Source organism: Campylobacter concisus (genome assembly GCF_002913765.1).
Taxonomy (GTDB): Bacteria; Campylobacterota; Campylobacteria; order Campylobacterales; family Campylobacteraceae; genus Campylobacter_A; species Campylobacter_A concisus_BB.
The window spans coordinates 14,127-32,799 of the sequence record NZ_PPCH01000008.1 but is presented as its reverse complement, the minus strand read 5'-3'; the positions used below and the strand labels follow the sequence as shown (position 1 = coordinate 32,799).

Genomic DNA, 18,673 nt, shown 5'->3' with positions numbered 1-18,673 from the left:
AGTAAATGCAAAAGTTATTTTGTGTCGCAAGTGCTGCACTGCTTGGGCTATCTTTAACTGCTGCTTGTGCTGCTAGTAGTGACCTTGAAAAAGTCATGAAAGAGCGCGGGCTAAGCGAAAAAGATGTCCTTGCAGCTGCTAAGACTTACCAGCCAAGCGGTAAAAAAGATGATTTCATCGTCTTTTCATCTGGCGGGCAGAGTGGTCAAGTGCTAGTTTATGGCGTTCCGTCGATGAGAATTTACAAATACATCGGCGTTTTCACCCCAGAGCCTTGGCAAGGATATGGCTATGACGATGAGTCAAAAGCTGTTTTAAAACAAGGCAACATCAGGGGCAAAGAGATAACTTGGGGCGATACACACCACCCAAATTTCACTGAGAAAAATGGTGAGTATGTTGGTGATTATCTATTTATCAACGACAAGGCAAACCCAAGGATCGCTGTTATAAATTTAAAAGACTTTGAGACAACTCAAATGGTCGTAAACCCTATCATGAAGAGCGACCACGGCGGTAGCTTCATCACTCCAAACAGCGAGTATGTCATCGAAGCCAGCCAGTACGCAGCTCCACTTGATGATAACTACCACTCTATGGACGACTACGAAGCCGTTTATAGAGGCGCTGTGACATTTTGGAAATTTGACTATCCAAAAGGCAAGATCGACGAGAAAGCATCTTTCTCACTTGAGCTTCCTCCATACTGGCAAGACTTAAGTGACGCTGGTAAGGGCGAGAGCTACGGCTGGGGCTTTACAAACTCAATAAATAGCGAGATGTATACAGGTGGTATCGAAAAAGGCCTTCCTCCATTTGAGGCAGGTGCAAGTAGAAACGACACCGACTTCTTACACGTTTATAACTGGCAAATTTTAGAAAAACTTGCACAAGACAAGAAAAACTACAAAGTTATAAATGGCCACAGGGTAGTTACGATAGAGGCTGCTGTAAAAGCTGGGGCACTATTTTTGATCCCAGAGTCAAAGAGCCCACATGGTTGTGACGTAACACCAGATGGTAGATACATCATCGTTGGTGGCAAGCTTGATACTCACGCATCAGTTTATGACTTTAAAAAGATCAAAGAGCTAATCGACAAAAAAGAGTACGCTGGCACTGACCCATACGGCATACCTATCTTAGATAGAGAAAAGACAATGCACGGACAAGTAGAACTTGGCCTTGGACCACTGCATACATCATTTGACTCACAAGATGGCGTAGTATATACTTCACTTTACGTTGATAGTCAAATCGTAAAATGGGACTACAAAAATTTAAAAGTGCTTGATAAAGTAAATGTTCATTACAACATCGGTCACCTTGACACAATGGAGGGAAAATCAGCAAAACCAGTTGGCAAATACGCAATCGCTCTTGATAAACTTTCAATCGATCGCTTCAACCCAGTTGGCCCACTCCATCCACAAAACCACCAGTTAATCGACATCAATGGTCCAAAAATGGAGCTAATCTACGATATGCCTATCCCACTTGGTGAGCCACACGACGTTGTCTCAATCGCTGCTAGCAAGCTAAGCCCAGCGCTTACTTACAACATGGGTACAAACTCAAGAACAGGCGAGGCTAGCCCATATGCAACTCTAGCTGGTCAAGAAAGAGTTGAGAGAAACGGCAAAAACGTAACTGTCTATGCGACAATGATCAGAAGCCACATCAACCCAGAGCACATCGAGGTAAATAAAGGCGATAACGTAACAATTCACCTAACAAACCTAGAGCGCGCTCAAGATGAGACTCACGGCTTTGGCATCGACCTTTACAACATCCACGCTTCACTAGAGCCTGGCAAAACTGCTTCAGTAAATTTCGTAGCTGATATGGAAGGTGTCTTCCCATACTACTGCACCGAGTTTTGTTCAGCACTTCACCTAGAGATGATGGGTTACTTGCTTGTTAAAGATCCAAATAAAAAATACGAATCTGCAAAAAATAGCAAGCTAAAAACTCTAAGCCCAGAGGCTCTAAAAGCTGAGTATGACAAAGTAATCGCAACTAACAAAGCTACTGATGATGTTATCCAAGAGGTTGTTAAATACCTAAAAGAGAAACATTATGAGAAATATCCAAAAGTAAAAGCTTTGGTCGATGACGCACTTGATCAATACGGCCACATCAAAGAGGTAAAAGCTAAAGCTGACGAAGCTTACAAAAAAGGCGACGTAAATGGCGCTATCCTTTGGGAGTACCAAGTATGGCAATACATGGTTAAAACTGCTGACGTTGGTCTAAGAGCTAAAAACAACCTAGCTAAAGAGATCGCAACTCCGATGAGCCCAGCTGCTGCAAAAGGCGAAGAAGCTTATCTAAAAGGTGGATGTAATGGCTGCCACGTTATCGGTCAAGTAAGCTCAGGTCCAGACCTAACTGGTGTCTTGCTAAGACATGAAAATGGCGAAAAATGGGTAGCAGACTTTATAAAAGACCCTGCTAAATTCTATAACGACGACTACGTTAAAGCGATGATTGATTTCTTTAAACTTAGAATGCCAAATCAGCACATGAACGACGAAGAGATCAAAAATATCATCCAGTATCTAAAATGGATAGACGAAAACGCAGGTATGTAGTTTTAAGGGGCATTTTTGCCCCTTTTAAATTTTAAAATTTAACTTTTGCTAGGCTAAATTTTAAAATTTAAAGGAGAGATTATGAGTAAATATAAAATTTATACCATTGTTGCACTAATCATCATGAGCGTTTGTTTTACTCTGCCAGTTCTTGGCTGGCATGGAGCAAAAGAGCGTATAGCTAACGGCGACGAGCTACCATCTTATGCTTACACTATCTACGATCTTTATAGCTCATTTCAGTATAAAAACCACCTTTTGCCAAAAGAGGTGGCAAGCGATCTTCATAAGATGATCGAGCAAAAAGCAGAGATAGGCACGCCATCTTTCCCAATCTGGTACGTATCTCTTGAAGCGCCAAACTATCCAAAGGCAGCCTTTCCAGATGGCATCCCTGTATATTTTCACGTAGATGGATATAGTGGCGACGTGCACGAGATGAATACGATAAACCACTACATCGGCATGTATCCTATGGAGCATGGTGGCAATGTCGAGCGAGCGATCGCACCTTATTATCTACTCATCGCTACACTTTGCATGCTTGCATTTTTATACTATGACGGTAAATTTAACTCACTTCTCATGGTGCCAACGATCATCGCACCTGTGCTATTTATGAGCGCATTTGTGGGCTGGCTATACTGGTATGGACACAATATGCAAGAGTGGGGCGCCTTTAAGATCAAGCCATTCATGCCAACAGTCTTAGGCGATGGTAGCGTGGCGCACTTTACAACGCACTCATACCCAACTATCGGCTTTTGGGTGATGATGGTGATGAGCGTGCTTTGCATACTTGCGGTATTTTCAAAGAAAAAAGAGCTAAATGCGTAAAATTTCTAAATTTGCCCTTGTTTTTTTGCCACTTTTTGGCTTTGCAAACGTCCTTCAAGATGCGATAAACAACGCTAACCCTGGCGATGTGATAAAACTAGGGGATGCCGTTTATGAAGGAAATATAATCATTTCTAAGCCTCTTACTATCATCGGAGAAGGCAAAAATGCCCACATAAAAGGTGACGGCAAGGGCAGCGTTATAAAGATCATCGCTTCAAACGTGACACTTAAAAATTTAAAGATAAGTGGCAGTGGCAACGACCTTGGCGAGCTTGACGCTGGCATAGGCTGTGACAAGGCAAATAACGTTGAAATTTCTAAAAACGACATAAGTGATGTGCTTTTTGGGATTGACTTTAAAGAGTGCAGCAGCTCAAAGATCACTGAAAACAACATCACCTCAAAAAAGGGCGCTAGCCTTGGCTTTAGAGGCGATGCGGTGAGACTTTGGTATAGCCATGAAAATTTGATCGAGCGCAACAACATCCGCGACAGCCGTGACATGGTCGCATGGTACGCAAGCCACAATAAATTTCTAAGCAACAAAGCAGTTGGCAGCAGATATTCGCTTCACTTCATGTATGCTAATCAAAATTTAGTAGAAAATAACGAATTTATCGGCAACGCTGTTGGTATGTTTTTTATGTATTCAGCTAGCTCAAATATAAAAAACAATCTCGTTATGGATAGCGACGGCGCCTTTGGTATCGGCATCGGGCTAAAGGACGTGTCTGACTTTACGATAGAAAACAACACCCTTGTCTATAACGCGCGTGGCATCTTGCTTGATAACTCGCCTTTTCAGCCGGGATCAACTATAAATTTTATAGGCAATAAAATTTTACACAACGTAGTTGGCGTCTATTTTCACGCCACACAAGGCACAAGCATCTTTGAAAACAACGACTTTATCGGCAACATGGACATCGTCGTAAACGATACCCCGGGCGAAAAGATGCTACTAAACAGATGGAGTAAGAATTATTATGATGAGTATGAGAGCTTTGATAGAGATAAAGATGGCTACGGCGACACGCCATTTTTGCACCTCTCATACATCGATAAGCTCTGGCAGTACTATCCAAATTTGCAGTTTTTCTATGGCTCAAGCGTCTTTAGCGTCTTAAATTTCTTAGCTAAACTCGCTCCATTTTCTGAACCGATAAAGCTACTTGAAGATAGTTCGCCTAGGATAAAACCGCTTGATGTTTCAAATTTCAACGCTTTAAAGGCGAAACGTGGATAGAAGAAATTTTATGATAATTGGCTCAGCTGCAGCGGTGGCTGGATACGCCATAGGCAAGTTTTTGCCAAAAAGTAGTGGTGACAAGCTCTATCTTAGACCGCCAGGTGCTGTTGATGACTTTGATGATCTTTGCGTAAAATGCGGTCAGTGCGTACAAGTCTGCCCTTATCACAGTATAAGCTTACTTGATATAGAAGATGGCTACTCAAGTGGCTCAGCTCACATCGACGCCAAAGAGCGAGGATGTTACTTGTGCGACCTTTTTCCATGCGTGCTAGCCTGTCCTAGCGGTGCGCTCGATCACGCCACAAAGGTCGTGGGTGATGTCAAAATGGGCGTTGCAGTTTTAAGTGACACGGCTGCCTGTTTGAGCGTGAAAAGAGAAAATTTAAGCGAAGCTGACGTTAAACATCTGCTTGATCGCAAAGCCTATAACGACAGAGAAGAGGCGCTAAAAGATAAGATAAAAGGCAAGATCGATCAAATTTGCGATCTTTGCGTCACGCTTTGTCCAGTTGGCGATAGCGCGATAGCAATGAGCGAGGCAAATTTACCACTTATAAAAAATGGCTGCGTGGGTTGTGGCGTTTGCGCTGAGGTCTGCCCAGCAAAGATCATAAATATCGCCCCAAAGATGAGCTATGATGAAATTTACAAGGAGAAAAAATGAGAGCAATAATACCTTTAATAGCTGCTGCGTTGCTATTTGTCGGCTGTGAAAAGAGTGAGGACAAAGCGCAAGAGGCTGCTAGCGAGCAAGGTGCAAAAGTAGCGACAAGTGCTAGCATAAAGGTCGAAAAAAATGAAAACAACGAGAGTGCAAATAAGCAAAATGAATTTATAAAATACGACATGCACGGCGAAAAAAGCGTTAAATTTGGTCTTGAAGATAACAACGTAAGCCGCCAGATCGGAGCGCTTGCCATGGTAAAAAGCCCGCTTCAAACTATAAATTTAAGGCTTATAAAGGGCAGACTTAGCAAGGACTTCATCACAAAGTGCTCAGCCTGCCACGACGACTATGCAAATGGCATCATCGGACCATCGCTTCTAACAAAGAGCGAGGATGAAATTTATAAGATGATAAACGCTTATAAAAACAAAGAGAAAGTAAATGTGCTGATGCGTGATCTTGTTAAAAAGATGGATGAAAGTGAGATTAGAAAATTAGCCAAAGAGATAAGCGATTTTAATGCGCAGTTTAGGAGCAAACAATGAAAATCGGAAAAATCATAACGATCATTTTAGCGGTGCTGATATGTGGCATCATGGTGTTTATGCTAAGCCAAACTCCGCCTAAAAAGGAGAAAGTAGAAGCTAGCGTTCAGCCAAAAGTGGAGCAAAATATCTCAAAAGAGCAGTCAAAGTCTAGCGAGGAATTTGCCAGCGAAGATGAGCTAAAAAAGGTAAAAGAGCTAAGCCTAAGCGTGGCTAAGACGCAAAATGAAGGCGTTAGCAAGCAATACCTAACCTCTTGCGCTCCGTGCCACGGCGCAAATGGCAAAGGCATAGTAGCGCCTGATATCACTCATCTAAGCAAAGAGGATCTGCTAAAAAAACTAGCTGATTACAAGGCTGGCAAGGTGCAAAACACGCTTATGAAGGGACTGCTTACAAACGTTAGCGACAGCGATCTAAACAGCCTTGCTGATGAAATTTCTAAATTTAAAAAGTAAAAATGGATAAATATAACGTTCGTGCGACAGTTAGAAATGTAAGCTTTCTAAGCACGCTAATAACGACTACAAAAGATGGCAAAAAGCGCCCAAGCATACGTTTTTGGCGAATTTTTACCATCGTGCTAGTGCATCTTTTATTTGTGCTCTCTTATAGGGTCGATGTGCAAATTTTAGAGGGTGACATCAGCGCCTCAAGGATACTTGGCTTTCACCTAGCAGATGCATTTATGAGCTTGCAAGTCTTTTTAGCAACGCATGAAATTCATGTAAATTTGCTAATTGGCTCGCTTAGTATATTAGCCTTTTACATCATTTTTGGTGGCAGGGGCTTTTGCTCGTGGGTTTGCCCGTATTCACTCATAAGCGAGATAGCTGAGAAAATTCACGAAAATTTACGCGCCAAGAAGATAGTAAAACCGCGAGTTTTTGACACAAAGTGGCGATATGCTTTTACCATTTTGTTTTTGGCTCTTAGCTTTGCTAGCTCAAGTCTTGTCTTTGAAATTTTTAACGTCGTTGGGATATTTTCAAGATTTATCATCTATGGCTACTTTCACGCTATCTGGCTTGTTGTAGCTATGCTTGTGGTGGAAATTTTCTTCTCACGCAGGGCATGGTGCAGGTATGTCTGCCCTGTTGGAGCGACCTACTCGCTACTGGCTAAGCCAAATGCGATAAAGGTCAGCTGGGATAAAGAAAAGTGCGATCACTGCTTGGTTTGCACCGATGTTTGCCTAGTGCCACACGTGCTTTTTATGACAAAAAAGGGGGCAAAAACTGATGATAGTAAAAAGCTCTTTAGGATAGCTGGGGCTGACTGCACGCTTTGTGGCAGGTGTATCGACGTTTGCCACCAAGATGCGCTTAAATTTGACAACGGCTTTAAGAAACTCATATAAGGAAATTTTTTGATAGATATAAAAGAAGTAACGAAAATTTTTGGCTCGCAAAAGATACTTGATAGCGTCAGTCTAAATGTAAAAGCTAGCGAAAAGATAGCGATACTTGGGCAAAATGGAGCTGGCAAAAGCTCGCTCATGCGTATCATCTTGGGTGAGTTTGTGCCAAATAGCGGAAGCGTCGCGATAAATGGCGTAAATACCCTAAAAGATAGAAAAGAGGCGCTAAAATTTATATCATTTGTGCCGCAAACCCCGCCACCGCTTAAATTTAGCCTACGTGAGCTTTGCGAGTTTGTCTGCAAAAGCTCAAATGTCAAATTTGAAGATATTGAGAAATTTAGCAAGCTTTTAGAGCTTGACCTGCATGCAAATTTGAATAAGTCCTTTTACAAACTCTCTGGCGGTATGAAGCAAAAGATGTTAATAGCCATCGCATTTGCCAAAGATAGCGAAATTTTGATGTTTGACGAGCCAACGGCAAATTTAGATGTAAAAGCAAGGGAGTCTTTTAAAAATTTGCTCGATAACTTCACGCAAAAAAAGACGCTAGTTTTCATCTCGCACCGCATAGATGAGATCGCTCATCTGCTTGATAGATGCGTCTATATGGACCTTGGCAAGATCATCAAAGAAGAAAATTTAAGGAGCAAGAGTGAATAACCTTTTTTTAATAGCAAAACTAGACGTCAAAGAGTCGTTTCGCTCGAGGTGGTTTGCGATCTATGCGCTTCTTTTTTCTGCTTTGATGATAGGATTTTTATTTAGCGGAGTGACCGACTCGCGCGTGCTTGGCTTTTCTGGGCTAACAAGGGCGCTACTTTTGTTTATACAAATTTGCGTCATCATCGTGCCGATATTTATCCTCATCTCAACCGTTAGAAGCATAAATCAAGATAGGGACACAAACCTGCTTGAGTACGTGCTAAGCTTCCCACTAAGCCTTAAAGAGTACTATTTTGGCAAGGCGCTTGGGCGGACTTTTGTCGTTTTTGTGCCGCTTTTGTTCTCGCTTTTGCTTTGCGTGGTGGTTGGCTTTATAAAGGGCGTGTCGATACCTTGGGGCGTGCTGGTGCTTTACTTTGGCCTGCTTTTTAGCCTAAGTATCGTCTTTTTATCGCTTGGCTTTTTCATCTCAAGCCTTATCAAAAATCAAGAAACAGGTCAAGGCGTGGCGTTTTTGCTCTGGCTTATCATGCTAGCTTTTATCGACCTAGCGCTTATTGGGCTGCTTATGCGAAGCTCTGTCGATGAGTACGTCATCTACTCTATCGCGATGTTAAATCCGATCGAGCTTTTTAGGATAGCAGCGCTTAGCCTTTTTGATCCAAATTTAGCAGTCATCGGCACTGCGTCTTACTTTATCTTAGGCACATTTTCAAAAGCGACCTTCGTAGCTTACGCTATCATCTACCCTTTGGTACTTGGCGCGATCTTGCTAGTTTGCGGCTATTTGGGCTTTAGCAAGAGAGATCTTGTTTGATTGTTTTTTGTTAAATAAGAGTTGGCTTTAAATTTAGACGAGGCTTGTATTATTCCACTTGTCCAACAAGAAACCTCCTTTTTGTAATGACCCCCTTTCCCCCAAAGGGGGTTTATCTCTTAAGGAAATTTATGAAAAAATCCATTTTATTTTTAGCCTTTGGCGTTTTATCTCTAAGCGCAAACTGGGATGAAAATATGCAAAACTGCATCAATAAAAGTGACGCAAAAGCTTGCGAGAGCTTTACTAAAAAGCTTTCAGGCGAGTGCGAGAACAAAGACAAAACCTCTTGCTTTTTATATGCTGACATGCTAGGCCGAGGTCTTGGCGTGGAGAGAGATCTGGTTAGATCTTATGAGATATTTAAGTCGCTTTGCGAAAATGGCAGCAGCGAAGCTTGCTACGAGCTAGCTACAAAATATCTGCAAGGAAACGGCGTAGAGCAGAGCTTTGATCTATCTGCAAATGCCCTTAATAAAGCTTGCAAAATGGGCAGCAAACGAGCTTGCAACGTCTTAGAACTCGTGCCTAAGAATTAAGATTTATAAAGCTTTTTGCAAATTTTAAAATTTACTTGACACTTATATAAATTGACGAAGCAAATTTGCAAATTTTAAACTTTCACTCACTCGCAAGAATTGACTACTAAAATTTGGCTTCGCTTGTAGCTTAGCTCAAATTTTGGAGCCGAAATTACTCGTTCATGAAATTTTAAAATTTGCTCGATACTTATCTGACTTGATAAAGAAAATTTGTCCGAGTTTTTAAGCGCATTTAGCGAGATACCTTTTTTACGTCGCTAAATTAAACATTATAAACCACGTTTAATAGTAATAAAAATGAAATTTTAAATGTGATTTTTGCTTTCATGTAAAAGCATATATTTTTACCTTTTTAAAAGAGAAATTTCTTTAGAAAATGCCTAAATATCGTAATTGACTTTAGTATTACGCAGAATTTCTTTTTTATTAACTAAAAATTTCATTAAAATTTATATTTAAATAATAATATTTCATCGTCCTAAACGGACCCTCCTTTTTGTAGCGGTTAAGACTTTGCTTCCCCCTTTTCTGGCTTTTCCGCTTACACAAAGAGGAGTTGTCTCTCTTTTTTAAATCAAATTTTTTACCTTTCTAAACTCAAATTTCACAAACGTCACTTTCTTTTTAAAATTATATTTTGATAATGGTTTTAAAAATTATAAAAGCAAAAATCTTATAAAATTGCGAGCTGTTATCAAGACTAACTTTTATAAAGGTGGCAAAAGGGGTGAAATTTTTAAATTTAAAGCTTTTTTTACAAGGTGCATGCATATTTGTCGCTTCTCTTTTTTATCCCGCTTGTCGTAGTTTGCTTTAGCGGGGCGATCCTAGTTTATAAAGACGAGCTAAATAGCCTTTTTAACCCAAATATCGTAAATGTAAATTTAAACAAAGAAAATTTGAGCAAAAGGATCAGCTTTGATGAGCTAAGAGATATCGTCGCAAGCGAGCTTAGCGGCTACGAGATGGTTGGCATAAACATCGATGCAAACCCTAAAAAATGCGACAAAATTTGGCTAATCGAGCATAACGACAGCAAAAAAGAGTGGAAATTTATCTATTTTGACGCTTTTAGTGGCAAGATAAAGAGTGAGCCACTGGCACACGATGAGGGATTTTTCGGAGTTTTGGCGCATATCCATGAGGAGCTCTTGCTTGAGAAAAGTGGCAACATTATCCTCTTTCTAACAGCTATTTTTACATTTTTTATCTGCATTAGCGGCTTTGTGATCTACCGTAAATTTTGGCTAACTCTGCTTAGGCTGCGTGTAAATGGGCTAAATGTTTTCATGAACGACATCCACAAGATAATAGGAATTTTTTGCACGCCAGTTTTGCTACTCATTTGCATAAGTGGCGCTTGGTGGGAATTTCAGATGGCACGCGCGCCAGAGTTTAAAGGTGACTTCGTGATAGACGCAAAAATTTATAACAAGAGCTTATCCCTTGATGAGCTGGTGACTAGATCGAAAAAGGAGATCAAAGGCTTTGAGCCACATTTTATCTCGCTGCCTTTCATGCAAGGGGCAAACATCCGCATCTTTGGCTACGTGATGTGGCAAAGTTTCTTGCATAACGAATACTCAAGCGTGATCACTTATGACAAAGATAGCGGCAAACTAGTTAGCGTCCTAGACATAAAAAATGCAAATTTAAGCGAGAAAATCCTCTCAGCCTTTAGAAGATCGCACTTTGGAAACTACAACCAAACTACAAAATTTATCTGGTTTATAGTGGGCATCTCACCGTTAGTTTTGAGTATATCAGGGCTTTATCTGTGGTTTAGAAAATTTAAAAGGAGAAAAAAATGAAAAAAATTTTACTTAGCTTAGTTGCTTTAAATTTGGCATTGCCTCAAATTTATGCTAGTGAAAACGAGAAGGTTTTAGAAGCGGTCGATGTCGTGGAGAGCGAGCGAAGAGACGACGCAAACTATTTTGCAAAAGAGCTTGTAAAGAGTACAACTAGGCTAAATTTAACCTCTCGTCAAACGCCCCAGTCGCTAACTGTGCTAACAGAGGCCAGGCTAAAAGATCAAGGCATCAAGGACTATCAGGTGCTTCTTAGAAATGTCCCTGGCGTCACGCTAAATAAATGGGACGAGCGCGTATATCCGACGGCTCGTGGCTTTGCGATAGATTATTACTTGCTTGATTCGATGCCTAGCTTTGGCGGCTTTAGCCTTGGCGCAAATGATATGAGCTTGCTGCCTTATGAGAGAGTTGAGGTGGTAAAAGGGGCAAATGGCCTACTTGCAGGCGCTGGCAACCCAGCTGCAAGCTTAAATTTCATAAGAAAAAGAGCAGACTCAAAGGAGCTAAAAGGAAATTTTGGTGTAAGTGCTGGCTCATACGATAGATACGGCGTAAATGGCGATGTGCAAACGCCTGTAAATGAGAGTGGAAGCGTCAGAGCGAGGCTTTCTTTTATGCATGAGAAGTCGCACTCTTATATGGATTATTACAACCGCAAAAATAGCGCGATTTACGGCGTAGTCGATAGTGATATAGGTGATAGCTCATGGCTTAGTCTTGGTGCGTTTTATCAAGAGCTAAAACGCCACGGTGTTAGATGGGGGGGCATGCCAGCTTTTTACACAGATGGCTCTAGGACAAATTTTAGTAAAAATGAAATTTTCTCTCAGCCTTGGACTAGATGGGACATAAAAACGCTTGATTTTTACGCTGATTTTAAGCACTACTTTGAAAATGAAGCAAGCTTAAATTTAAGCTACTCATTTAGACGGGCAAACACTGATTCGAATTTACTCTACTACGGCGGAGCGGTAAATTTAGATGGCACCGGCAATATGAGTGGTCTTAGCGCTTATGCAAACAAAAGAGAGGAGAACATCCACAACGTCGATGCGTACGCAAATATCCCTTACGAGATAGCAAATTTATCCCATGAGTTTGTCTTTGGCGCGATGTATAACAACTATAAAAAAAGTAGCGATAAGGTAAGTAGCTACTGGCTGCAAAGGACTACGCCAGCTGGGCTTGCTTATACGGCAAGAAGTAGGATAGACTTTAAAAATTTGCACCTTGATGATCCAAAATTTCCTTACGAAGATCAAAACAATAAAGACAAAACGATACAAAAGGCATTTTACGCGGCAAATAAACTATCAATCACCGATGAGCTTAAATTTTTGCTAGGTGCTAGGGTGAGCTACTACAAATACGAGATCGAGGGTGGTAAAGGCAATAGAAATTTCACAAATGAGATCACACCATATCTTGGCGTCACTTACGACATCGGAGCAAACCACACTCTATATGCTAGCTACACGAGCATATTTAAACCTCAAACCGTAAAAGATGCAAATGACAAATATCTTGATCCTATCCAAGGCAAGGACTATGAAGTGGGCATCAAAGGCGAGTATCTTGACGGGGCGCTTCAAGCAAGTCTTGGCGTCTTTAAGATCGTGCAAGACAAGCTTGGCGTAAAGACTGGCAAGAAAAATCCAGCGACAAATGCCGACATATATGAAGCTGGCAAAGGCGTGACAAGCAGGGGTGTCGAGCTAGATCTAAACGGCGAGATCACTAAAAACTTAAGCCTAAGCTTTGGTGCAACGCACTTTAACGCAAAAGATGCTAATGGTGAAAAATATGCCACCGACTCATCAAGAAGCACGGCAAATTTATTTGCAAAGTATGAATTTAGGGACTTTAGAGTAGGAGCTGGAGCTATGTATAAGAGCAAAATTTACACTGGCAAAGGCGCAGGTGAGATCACACAAAAGGGCTACACCTTGGCAAATTTGATGTTTGGATATAAATTTGGTAAAAACTTTGATGTGCAGCTAAATATCGACAATCTCTTTAATAAAAAATACTACGAAGGTATCGGCAAAAACATGATGGTTTATGGCGATCCACGCACCTTTAATCTCAGCTTTAACTATAAGTTTTAGCTAAATTTACTCTAACGCGCCAGCTAAATTTCTAGTTGGCGCTCTTCATTTTTTGCATAGTAGGTGTATAATTTCAAAAAACTAAGGAATTTGCATTGCTTAAAGTGGAAGTGATATATAAATTTTGTCTTGTTTGCGCTCTTGCTTGTGGGATCTGCCTGCTTGCATTTACTGGGCTAAATTTCGCCATGGGTGATTATAGTGAGTGGATGATGAGCGCGCATAAATTTGCAGGAGCTTTGATCGTTTGTGCCGTGATCTTGCACCTTTTTAACCGCAGAAGAAAGCTAGTAAAGCTCGTAAATGAGATAATCGACGTCACCACGCACCGCAAAAATCCAACTATATGCAACATGGACCGCATCATCGCCTCGCTTGAGCCTTACACTATCAGTGAAATTTCACGTATGCTTGGCTTTGACGAGACTGAGTTTTGCAAGAGTTTGCGCGAAAATGATGTTAAATTTAATAACGCCAGCCAGACCCTGCGCCAGATCGCACGGCTAAACGATGAGAAGATATTTTTCGTGCTTGTGCTCATCGTCGAGGCCAAATTTGGCAAGAGATTTTGCGGTGCGGTAAGTTGCAATGTTGGAAGAAAATTTTAATGCTCGCTATATGGCTGCCACCTTTGCTCCTCAAGGTCGATGCGATACAAAAAGGTCCTGATGATCTCTTCGTCGATTTTTGGGTCTTTGTTTAGCTCAAGTAGCGCCTTTCGCTGCTCATTTAGGATCTCAAAATAGGTCTGCCTGACCTCGTCGCTGATCTCGAAATTTTCATTTGAAAGCTCGAAATTCCAAACTTCTTTGAGTTTCTGAAACAAGAAATTCTCCTCATTGCAAAATTTCTCGCTTTGAAATTTAAGCGAAGCCTCGGCGATCGCCTTTTTTATCTTGATTCTGGCTAGCTCGTTTGGCATGTGGTCGTTAAAGTCTGGAAATTTCGCGCTTTTTATAAGTAGCGGCAGAGTTAGTCCCTGAACTACGAGCGTTAGCAAGATAACGACAAAGGTGATAAACAAGATGAGATCTCTATGCGGAAACGGCTCGCTACCGGCCATAGCGGGGATAGAGAGTGCCGCAGCCAGCGAGACTACGCCCCTCATGCCCGCCCAACCGACTATAAACGGCGTCGCTTTGCCTGGATTGCGATCATCCGCCACGCTGATAAAGCGCTTCATAAACATCGTGATATAAACGGCTCCGTATGATGCCATGAGGCGAACGACGATGAGCACGGCAGTCACCAAAACGCCGTAAGATAGCGCCTCAAGCAGCGAGACGCCGCTACGCTTTAGCCCTGCTAAAATTTCAGGCAGATCAAGGCCGATCATGGTAAAGGCAAGGCCGTTTAGCAAGAAGATAGAATTGTTCCAAACGGGCACAGCGTGGATCATTGTTGCAGCGGTGAGAATTTTATTTCGTTTTGTCGAGAGGTAAAGTCCGCCGCAAACCACCGCCAAAACGCCGCTCGCGCCAAGCTCCTCAGCCAAAATATACATGACATAAGGCGTCGTGATCGTCATGATCGTATCGCTGTTTTCATCAGTCGGTAAAATTTTATGTAAAAAATATGCCGCAAGCGCCACCACAAGACCGACCAAAACACCGCCAGCCACCATCCAGACAAAGCTCGCAGCCGCCTTGTACCAGATAAACTGCCCAGTCGTCACTGCAACTGCGGCAAAGCGAAAGATGATGAGCGATGAGGCGTCATTTAAAAGGCTCTCGCCTTCTAAAATAGCGCTGATCCTGCGCGGTGCTTTGACAAATTTAAGGATCGCAGCCGTACTCACCGCATCTGGTGGCGAGACGATGGCGCCAAGCATGAAGCCAAGGGCGAGCGAGAAGCCAGGGATCACTAAATTTGCTATCAAAGCAACTGCTGCTGCGCTTATGAAAACGACGATAAATGCAAAACTGCCAATCATTCGGCGCCATTTATAGAGCTCTTTTATCGAGTTTGCCCATGCGGCCTCGTAAAGAAGCGGCGGTAAAAATATGATGAAAATAAGCTCTGGATCGATCCTGACGGTGGGTAAATTTGGCACAAAGCTAATGGCAAGACCGCCAAGGACTAATAGCACTGGATAGGCGATCTTTAGGCGGTTTGAGACCATCACTAAAGCGATGATGATAGCTAGCAGTGCAAAAACTAGCAGTAAATGTTCGATCATTTTGATCCTTTAAATTTCTTTTTGTATTAGGGCAATAGAGTAAATTTTGTCAAATTTATGGCGGGTAGAGAGAGATTCGAACTCTCGGTGAGTTGCCCCACACACGCGTTCCAGGCGTGCTCCTTAAACCGCTCGGACATCTACCCAAGAAGAAAGTGATTATATCTTTATTTGCTTAATGCTTGGCTTTTAGAGCTTTAGCCCCAAGATAACGACATCTTTATACTCGCCATCCATCAGGCAAACGCCAGGCAGTTCGCCCCATTTTTCAAAGCCAAATTTCAAAAACAGCCCAAGGCTCGCTTTGTTTTTGCTAAAGATTAGCGCGATGATGTTTTTTAAATTTAGCCCTCTAGCTTCATTTAGGCTGTGGGCTAAAAGCTGCTTGCCGATACCCTTTTTAAGAGCCTTTTTAGCGACATAGATGCTTATCTCTACGCTTATATCATAAGCGATCTTGGGGTTAAAGTCACTTAGCGAGCAGTAGCCTAAAATTTCATCATTTTCTTTGTAGATAAAGATAGGGCGCGAGCCGCCGTGGGCGTTAAACCAAGGCTCTCGCTCCTTTGTGCTAACTGGCCGCATATCAGCAGTCGCACTTCTTTCTAAGATGTAGTCGTTATAAATTTGCGTGATCGCTTCAAGGTCGCTTAAATTTGCTCGCTCGATCAAGTCTAACCTTTTTTGGCTGCTTGATAGATCGGCTCAAGCTTTGCTACGATCTCTTTTAGGTCTTTGATCCTGCTCTCGTTTGATGGGTGAGTGCTTAAAATTTCAGGCACTTTGCCACCGCTCATCTTGCTCATCTTAACCCAAACTTCGACCGCCTCTTTTGGATCGTATCCAGCTCTTGCCATTAGCTCGGTGCCTATGTGATCAGCCTCGGTCTCGTGTGAGCGAGAAAATGGCAGTGAGATGGTGTATTGGCTGGCTAAATTTAGAGCGCTTGCGCCAAGATCGCCAAGTCCTGTGGCGGTTGCGACTGCAAAGATGCCGATGTTTTTGAGCTGGTCGGTGCTCGCTTGCTCCCTGCTGTGCTCTCTAAGCGCGTGGGCGATCTCGTGACCCATGACCGCTGCTAGCTGCGCATCTGTCAAATTTAGCTTTTTAATAATACCGCTATAAACGACGATCCTGCCCCCTGGCATGCACCAAGCATTTAGCGTATCTTCGTTTATGACATTTACTTGCCACTTCCATTTTAGGGCGTCGTCTCTGAAAACGCCAGTTTGCGCGATCAGCCTTTTTGCAATATCTTGAACCCTTTTTGTGAGGATCGGATCGACATTTAGCTCGCCCTTGCTTCTAGCAGCTGTGAGCGTCTTGACATAAGCTTGAGCCGAGCTTTGCTCCATCGCTTCAGAAGATACTAGCATGAACTGCTTGCGATCTGCGCCCACAACGCCTGACTTTGTGACGCTCGTGCAGCCAGTGATAAGCATGCTAGCTGTTAATAACGTAAGTAAAATTTTTTTCATTTTCATCCTTTTTGGATTAAAATTTGGCGTATTATAGCTTGAGTTGGATATGCATTGTTAAACGAGGGGTGAAATTTAAATTTTGCGATTTCAAAAATAGAAATTTACCATTTTTGCAAATTTTAAAACTTTCATTCACTCGCAAGAATTGACTACTAAAATTTGGCTTCGCTTAACGCTTAGCTCAAATTTTAGAGCCGAAATTACTCGTTCATGAAATTTTAAAATTTGCCTGACGCTTGTCTGATTTGACAAAGTAAATTTACAAATTTTAAAATCTTACTCACTCGCCTTAGCAGACTACTAAATTTAGGTCTCGTAGTCACTCACCACTAAATTTAGAGCCGTGATATGCTCGCTCATAAATTTTAAAATTTGTCAAACACTTGTCCTATAATAGATCGCATGCAGTGCGAAGCACATTTGCATGCCCTTTGAACGTGCGAGGGGTTTTTACTTCGACTTCGTCTTGTAACTGCAAGCAGACGGGGGATTTAAAAAGGGGGATAAGGGGACGGCTTTGCTTCGCTAGCTCGCAACTGCAAGCAGACCGTAATTCAAGTCCCCTTGTCTCCCTTTTGGATAAAAAGAAATTTACAAATTCAATCAAGCTGTCTTTGTAAAATTTAAAACTTCATTCACTCGCAAGAATTGACTACTAAAATTTGGCTTCGCTTATCGCTTAGCTCAAGTTTTAAAGCCGAAACTACTCGTTCATGAAATTTTAAAATTTGTCTGAGTTTTTTGATATATAAATTTAACCCACTACGCTTTATAGTCTATATTTCTCTCAAATTCTCTCAAACGCTTATTGACCGACCTTAGCTCCGTTATCGTCGTCCAGTTATCGATAAAGACGCTAAAACTCTCTCTGACCTGTGAGAAAGCGTTGCTAGCTTGGATCAAAACACCAAGTGTGATGACACCGCTAAATAGGCCATTACCCATGATGATGTAAGGCACGATGACTAAAATTTGCGAAAACGAGATGAGCCAAAGGTTGAAGTAGCCATAGTGCAAAAAGAGTTTATAGTAGTTTAGCTTGACCCCTGTAAAAAGCTCTAGCATGACGTTTGGCTGGCAAAATTTGACCTTATCATCCTCGCCATAAACTAGCTCTTTTCTAAACGCCGCCTCCGCTTTTTGGTTGTTATACTCAAGATGTGGTAGCTTTATGCCTACAAACCACGATACGATGAGGCCTCCAACGCTAATTAGCAGAGCGATATAAACCAGCGATCCCTCGATGTCTTTGATGTAGGGCAGGCTCACGCTCTTGCTTAGCTCCCAAAGCACCGGTATAAAGGCGATGAGCGTCATAAACGCCTTTAAAACCTGCACACCAAGGCTCTCCATGATCTTAGCAAAGCGATAAACATCCTCTTGGATACGCTGCGAGCTGCCCTCGATGTCGCTGTGGCAGTTTCGCCAAAATTTGAGATACTTAAAGGTCATCGCCTCCCTCCAGCGAAAGACCCAGTGGCTCGCAAAGAACGATATCACCGTGTAGGTCACGACGTATGGCATGGCGATCTTTAAGAAATTTAATATCCCTTGCCAAAACTCATCTACTTTGTGATCCTTTGAGTTTTGCATGATGTCGTAGAAATTTTTATACCACTCGTTGATGCGGACGTTTAGGTGCGTTTGATAGACAAGCAGCAAGATGATAAACATCGCTCCGCCGTAAGCCCAAAGCGCCCATTTTTTGTCTTTGAAAAATGATGAAAACATAAAGTGCCTTTTGTAAATTTTGGAAATTATAGCAGGCAAGGTTTAAGCATTTATATAAAATTTAAACCCAAACTATA

General features: G+C 42.0%; 17 protein-coding genes and 1 tRNA gene. 13 read left to right on the top strand and 5 right to left on the bottom strand.

The window, feature by feature from the left end; translation table 11 throughout:
- Positions 1-5 precede the first annotated feature (5 nt).
- The 13 genes from nosZ to CYO89_RS02345 all read left to right on the top strand — a co-directional run bounded on the left by nosZ (position 6) and on the right by CYO89_RS02345 (position 13,813).
- Entirely contained in the window at positions 6-2,594 is a 2,589-nt protein-coding gene (gene nosZ / locus CYO89_RS02405; RefSeq protein WP_103597017.1) for a Sec-dependent nitrous-oxide reductase, read from the top strand.
- An 81-nt stretch (positions 2,595-2,675) separates the two neighbouring features.
- The gene (locus tag CYO89_RS02400) at positions 2,676-3,431 is read left to right on the top strand and encodes a cytochrome C (protein WP_103571961.1); all 756 of its coding nucleotides are present in this window, start codon (positions 2,676-2,678) and stop codon (positions 3,429-3,431) included.
- Positions 3,424-4,680, top strand: coding sequence for a nitrous oxide reductase family maturation protein NosD (locus CYO89_RS02395; protein ID WP_103597016.1), 1,257 nt, complete (start codon positions 3,424-3,426; stop codon positions 4,678-4,680). Before CYO89_RS02400 ends, CYO89_RS02395 begins: the two co-directional genes overlap by 8 nt.
- A complete protein-coding gene (locus CYO89_RS02390; protein ID WP_103597015.1) occupies positions 4,673-5,350 on the top strand; it encodes a 4Fe-4S dicluster domain-containing protein in 678 nt (225 codons plus the stop codon). The genes CYO89_RS02395 and CYO89_RS02390 overlap by 8 nt, the downstream gene beginning before the upstream one ends.
- Positions 5,347-5,898, top strand: a complete 552-nt coding sequence (locus CYO89_RS02385) for a c-type cytochrome (RefSeq protein ID WP_103597014.1) — start codon at positions 5,347-5,349, stop codon at positions 5,896-5,898. Before CYO89_RS02390 ends, CYO89_RS02385 begins: the two co-directional genes overlap by 4 nt.
- Complete coding sequence (locus CYO89_RS02380) at positions 5,895-6,356, top strand: c-type cytochrome (protein ID WP_103597013.1); 462 nt, start codon at positions 5,895-5,897, stop codon at positions 6,354-6,356. The genes CYO89_RS02385 and CYO89_RS02380 overlap by 4 nt, the downstream gene beginning before the upstream one ends.
- Before the next feature lie 2 nt (positions 6,357-6,358).
- Positions 6,359-7,258, top strand: a complete 900-nt coding sequence (locus CYO89_RS02375; RefSeq protein ID WP_002941641.1) for a NapH/MauN family ferredoxin-type protein — start codon at positions 6,359-6,361, stop codon at positions 7,256-7,258.
- Between the two features lie 9 nt (positions 7,259-7,267).
- Positions 7,268-7,921 carry an ABC transporter ATP-binding protein gene (locus tag CYO89_RS02370; protein WP_103597012.1) on the top strand — a complete coding sequence of 218 codons (654 nt, stop codon included), beginning with the start codon at positions 7,268-7,270 and terminating at the stop codon, positions 7,919-7,921.
- Entirely contained in the window at positions 7,914-8,741 is an 828-nt protein-coding gene (locus tag CYO89_RS02365) for an ABC transporter permease (RefSeq protein ID WP_009295293.1), read from the top strand. The genes CYO89_RS02370 and CYO89_RS02365 overlap by 8 nt, the downstream gene beginning before the upstream one ends.
- Before the next feature lie 131 nt (positions 8,742-8,872).
- Positions 8,873-9,280 (top strand): tetratricopeptide repeat protein, encoded by a 408-nt coding sequence (locus CYO89_RS02360; RefSeq protein WP_103597011.1) that lies wholly within the window; start codon positions 8,873-8,875, stop codon positions 9,278-9,280.
- A 776-nt stretch (positions 9,281-10,056) separates the two neighbouring features.
- Positions 10,057-11,094, top strand: a complete 1,038-nt coding sequence (locus tag CYO89_RS02355) for a PepSY-associated TM helix domain-containing protein (protein ID WP_258032500.1) — start codon at positions 10,057-10,059, stop codon at positions 11,092-11,094.
- Positions 11,091-13,205, top strand: a complete 2,115-nt coding sequence (locus CYO89_RS02350) for a TonB-dependent siderophore receptor (RefSeq protein WP_103597009.1) — start codon at positions 11,091-11,093, stop codon at positions 13,203-13,205. The genes CYO89_RS02355 and CYO89_RS02350 overlap by 4 nt, the downstream gene beginning before the upstream one ends.
- 95 nt (positions 13,206-13,300) lie before the next feature.
- On the top strand, positions 13,301-13,813 hold the full coding sequence (locus CYO89_RS02345) for a chemotaxis protein (protein ID WP_103597008.1): 513 nt from the start codon (positions 13,301-13,303) through the stop codon (positions 13,811-13,813).
- Here CYO89_RS02345 and CYO89_RS02340 read toward each other — a convergent pair.
- From CYO89_RS02340 to CYO89_RS02320, 5 genes are all read right to left on the bottom strand, one after another.
- Positions 13,810-15,384, bottom strand: a complete 1,575-nt coding sequence (locus CYO89_RS02340; RefSeq protein ID WP_103597007.1) for a Na+/H+ antiporter — start codon at positions 15,382-15,384, stop codon at positions 13,810-13,812. The two genes, CYO89_RS02345 and CYO89_RS02340, sit on opposite strands and share 4 nt — an antisense overlap.
- A 58-nt stretch (positions 15,385-15,442) precedes the next feature.
- Positions 15,443-15,530 (bottom strand) — tRNA-Ser (locus CYO89_RS02335).
- Positions 15,531-15,573: 43 nt separating this feature from the next.
- Positions 15,574-16,056: a GNAT family N-acetyltransferase gene (locus CYO89_RS02330; RefSeq protein WP_103575473.1), complete on the bottom strand. Its 483-nt coding sequence runs from the start codon at positions 16,054-16,056 to the stop codon at positions 15,574-15,576.
- Between the two features lie 2 nt (positions 16,057-16,058).
- Positions 16,059-16,862 carry a M48 family metallopeptidase gene (locus tag CYO89_RS02325; RefSeq protein WP_103597006.1) on the bottom strand — a complete coding sequence of 268 codons (804 nt, stop codon included), beginning with the start codon at positions 16,860-16,862 and terminating at the stop codon, positions 16,059-16,061.
- A gap of 765 nt (positions 16,863-17,627) precedes the next feature.
- Positions 17,628-18,596: a putative transporter gene (locus tag CYO89_RS02320; RefSeq protein ID WP_103573056.1), complete on the bottom strand. Its 969-nt coding sequence runs from the start codon at positions 18,594-18,596 to the stop codon at positions 17,628-17,630.
- Between the last annotated feature and the right edge of the window lie 77 nt (positions 18,597-18,673).

What these genes read in the sequence shown, in the direction of transcription:
- CYO89_RS02395 (WP_103597016.1), top strand. Translation starts at nt 3,424, where the DNA reads ATGCGTAAAATTTCTAAATTTGCCCTTGTTTTTTTGCCACTTTTTGGC.
- CYO89_RS02360 (WP_103597011.1), top strand. Translation starts at nt 8,873, where the DNA reads ATGAAAAAATCCATTTTATTTTTAGCCTTTGGCGTTTTATCTCTAAGC.
- CYO89_RS02375 (WP_002941641.1), top strand. Translation starts at nt 6,359, where the DNA reads ATGGATAAATATAACGTTCGTGCGACAGTTAGAAATGTAAGCTTTCTA.
- CYO89_RS02350 (WP_103597009.1), top strand. Translation starts at nt 11,091, where the DNA reads ATGAAAAAAATTTTACTTAGCTTAGTTGCTTTAAATTTGGCATTGCCT.
- CYO89_RS02320 (WP_103573056.1), bottom strand. Translation starts at nt 18,596, where the DNA reads ATGTTTTCATCATTTTTCAAAGACAAAAAATGGGCGCTTTGGGCTTAC.
- CYO89_RS02325 (WP_103597006.1), bottom strand. Translation starts at nt 16,862, where the DNA reads ATGAAAAAAATTTTACTTACGTTATTAACAGCTAGCATGCTTATCACT.
- CYO89_RS02400 (WP_103571961.1), top strand. Translation starts at nt 2,676, where the DNA reads ATGAGTAAATATAAAATTTATACCATTGTTGCACTAATCATCATGAGC.
- CYO89_RS02385 (WP_103597014.1), top strand. Translation starts at nt 5,347, where the DNA reads ATGAGAGCAATAATACCTTTAATAGCTGCTGCGTTGCTATTTGTCGGC.
- nosZ (WP_103597017.1), top strand. Translation starts at nt 6, where the DNA reads ATGCAAAAGTTATTTTGTGTCGCAAGTGCTGCACTGCTTGGGCTATCT.
- CYO89_RS02340 (WP_103597007.1), bottom strand. Translation starts at nt 15,384, where the DNA reads ATGATCGAACATTTACTGCTAGTTTTTGCACTGCTAGCTATCATCATC.
- CYO89_RS02380 (WP_103597013.1), top strand. Translation starts at nt 5,895, where the DNA reads ATGAAAATCGGAAAAATCATAACGATCATTTTAGCGGTGCTGATATGT.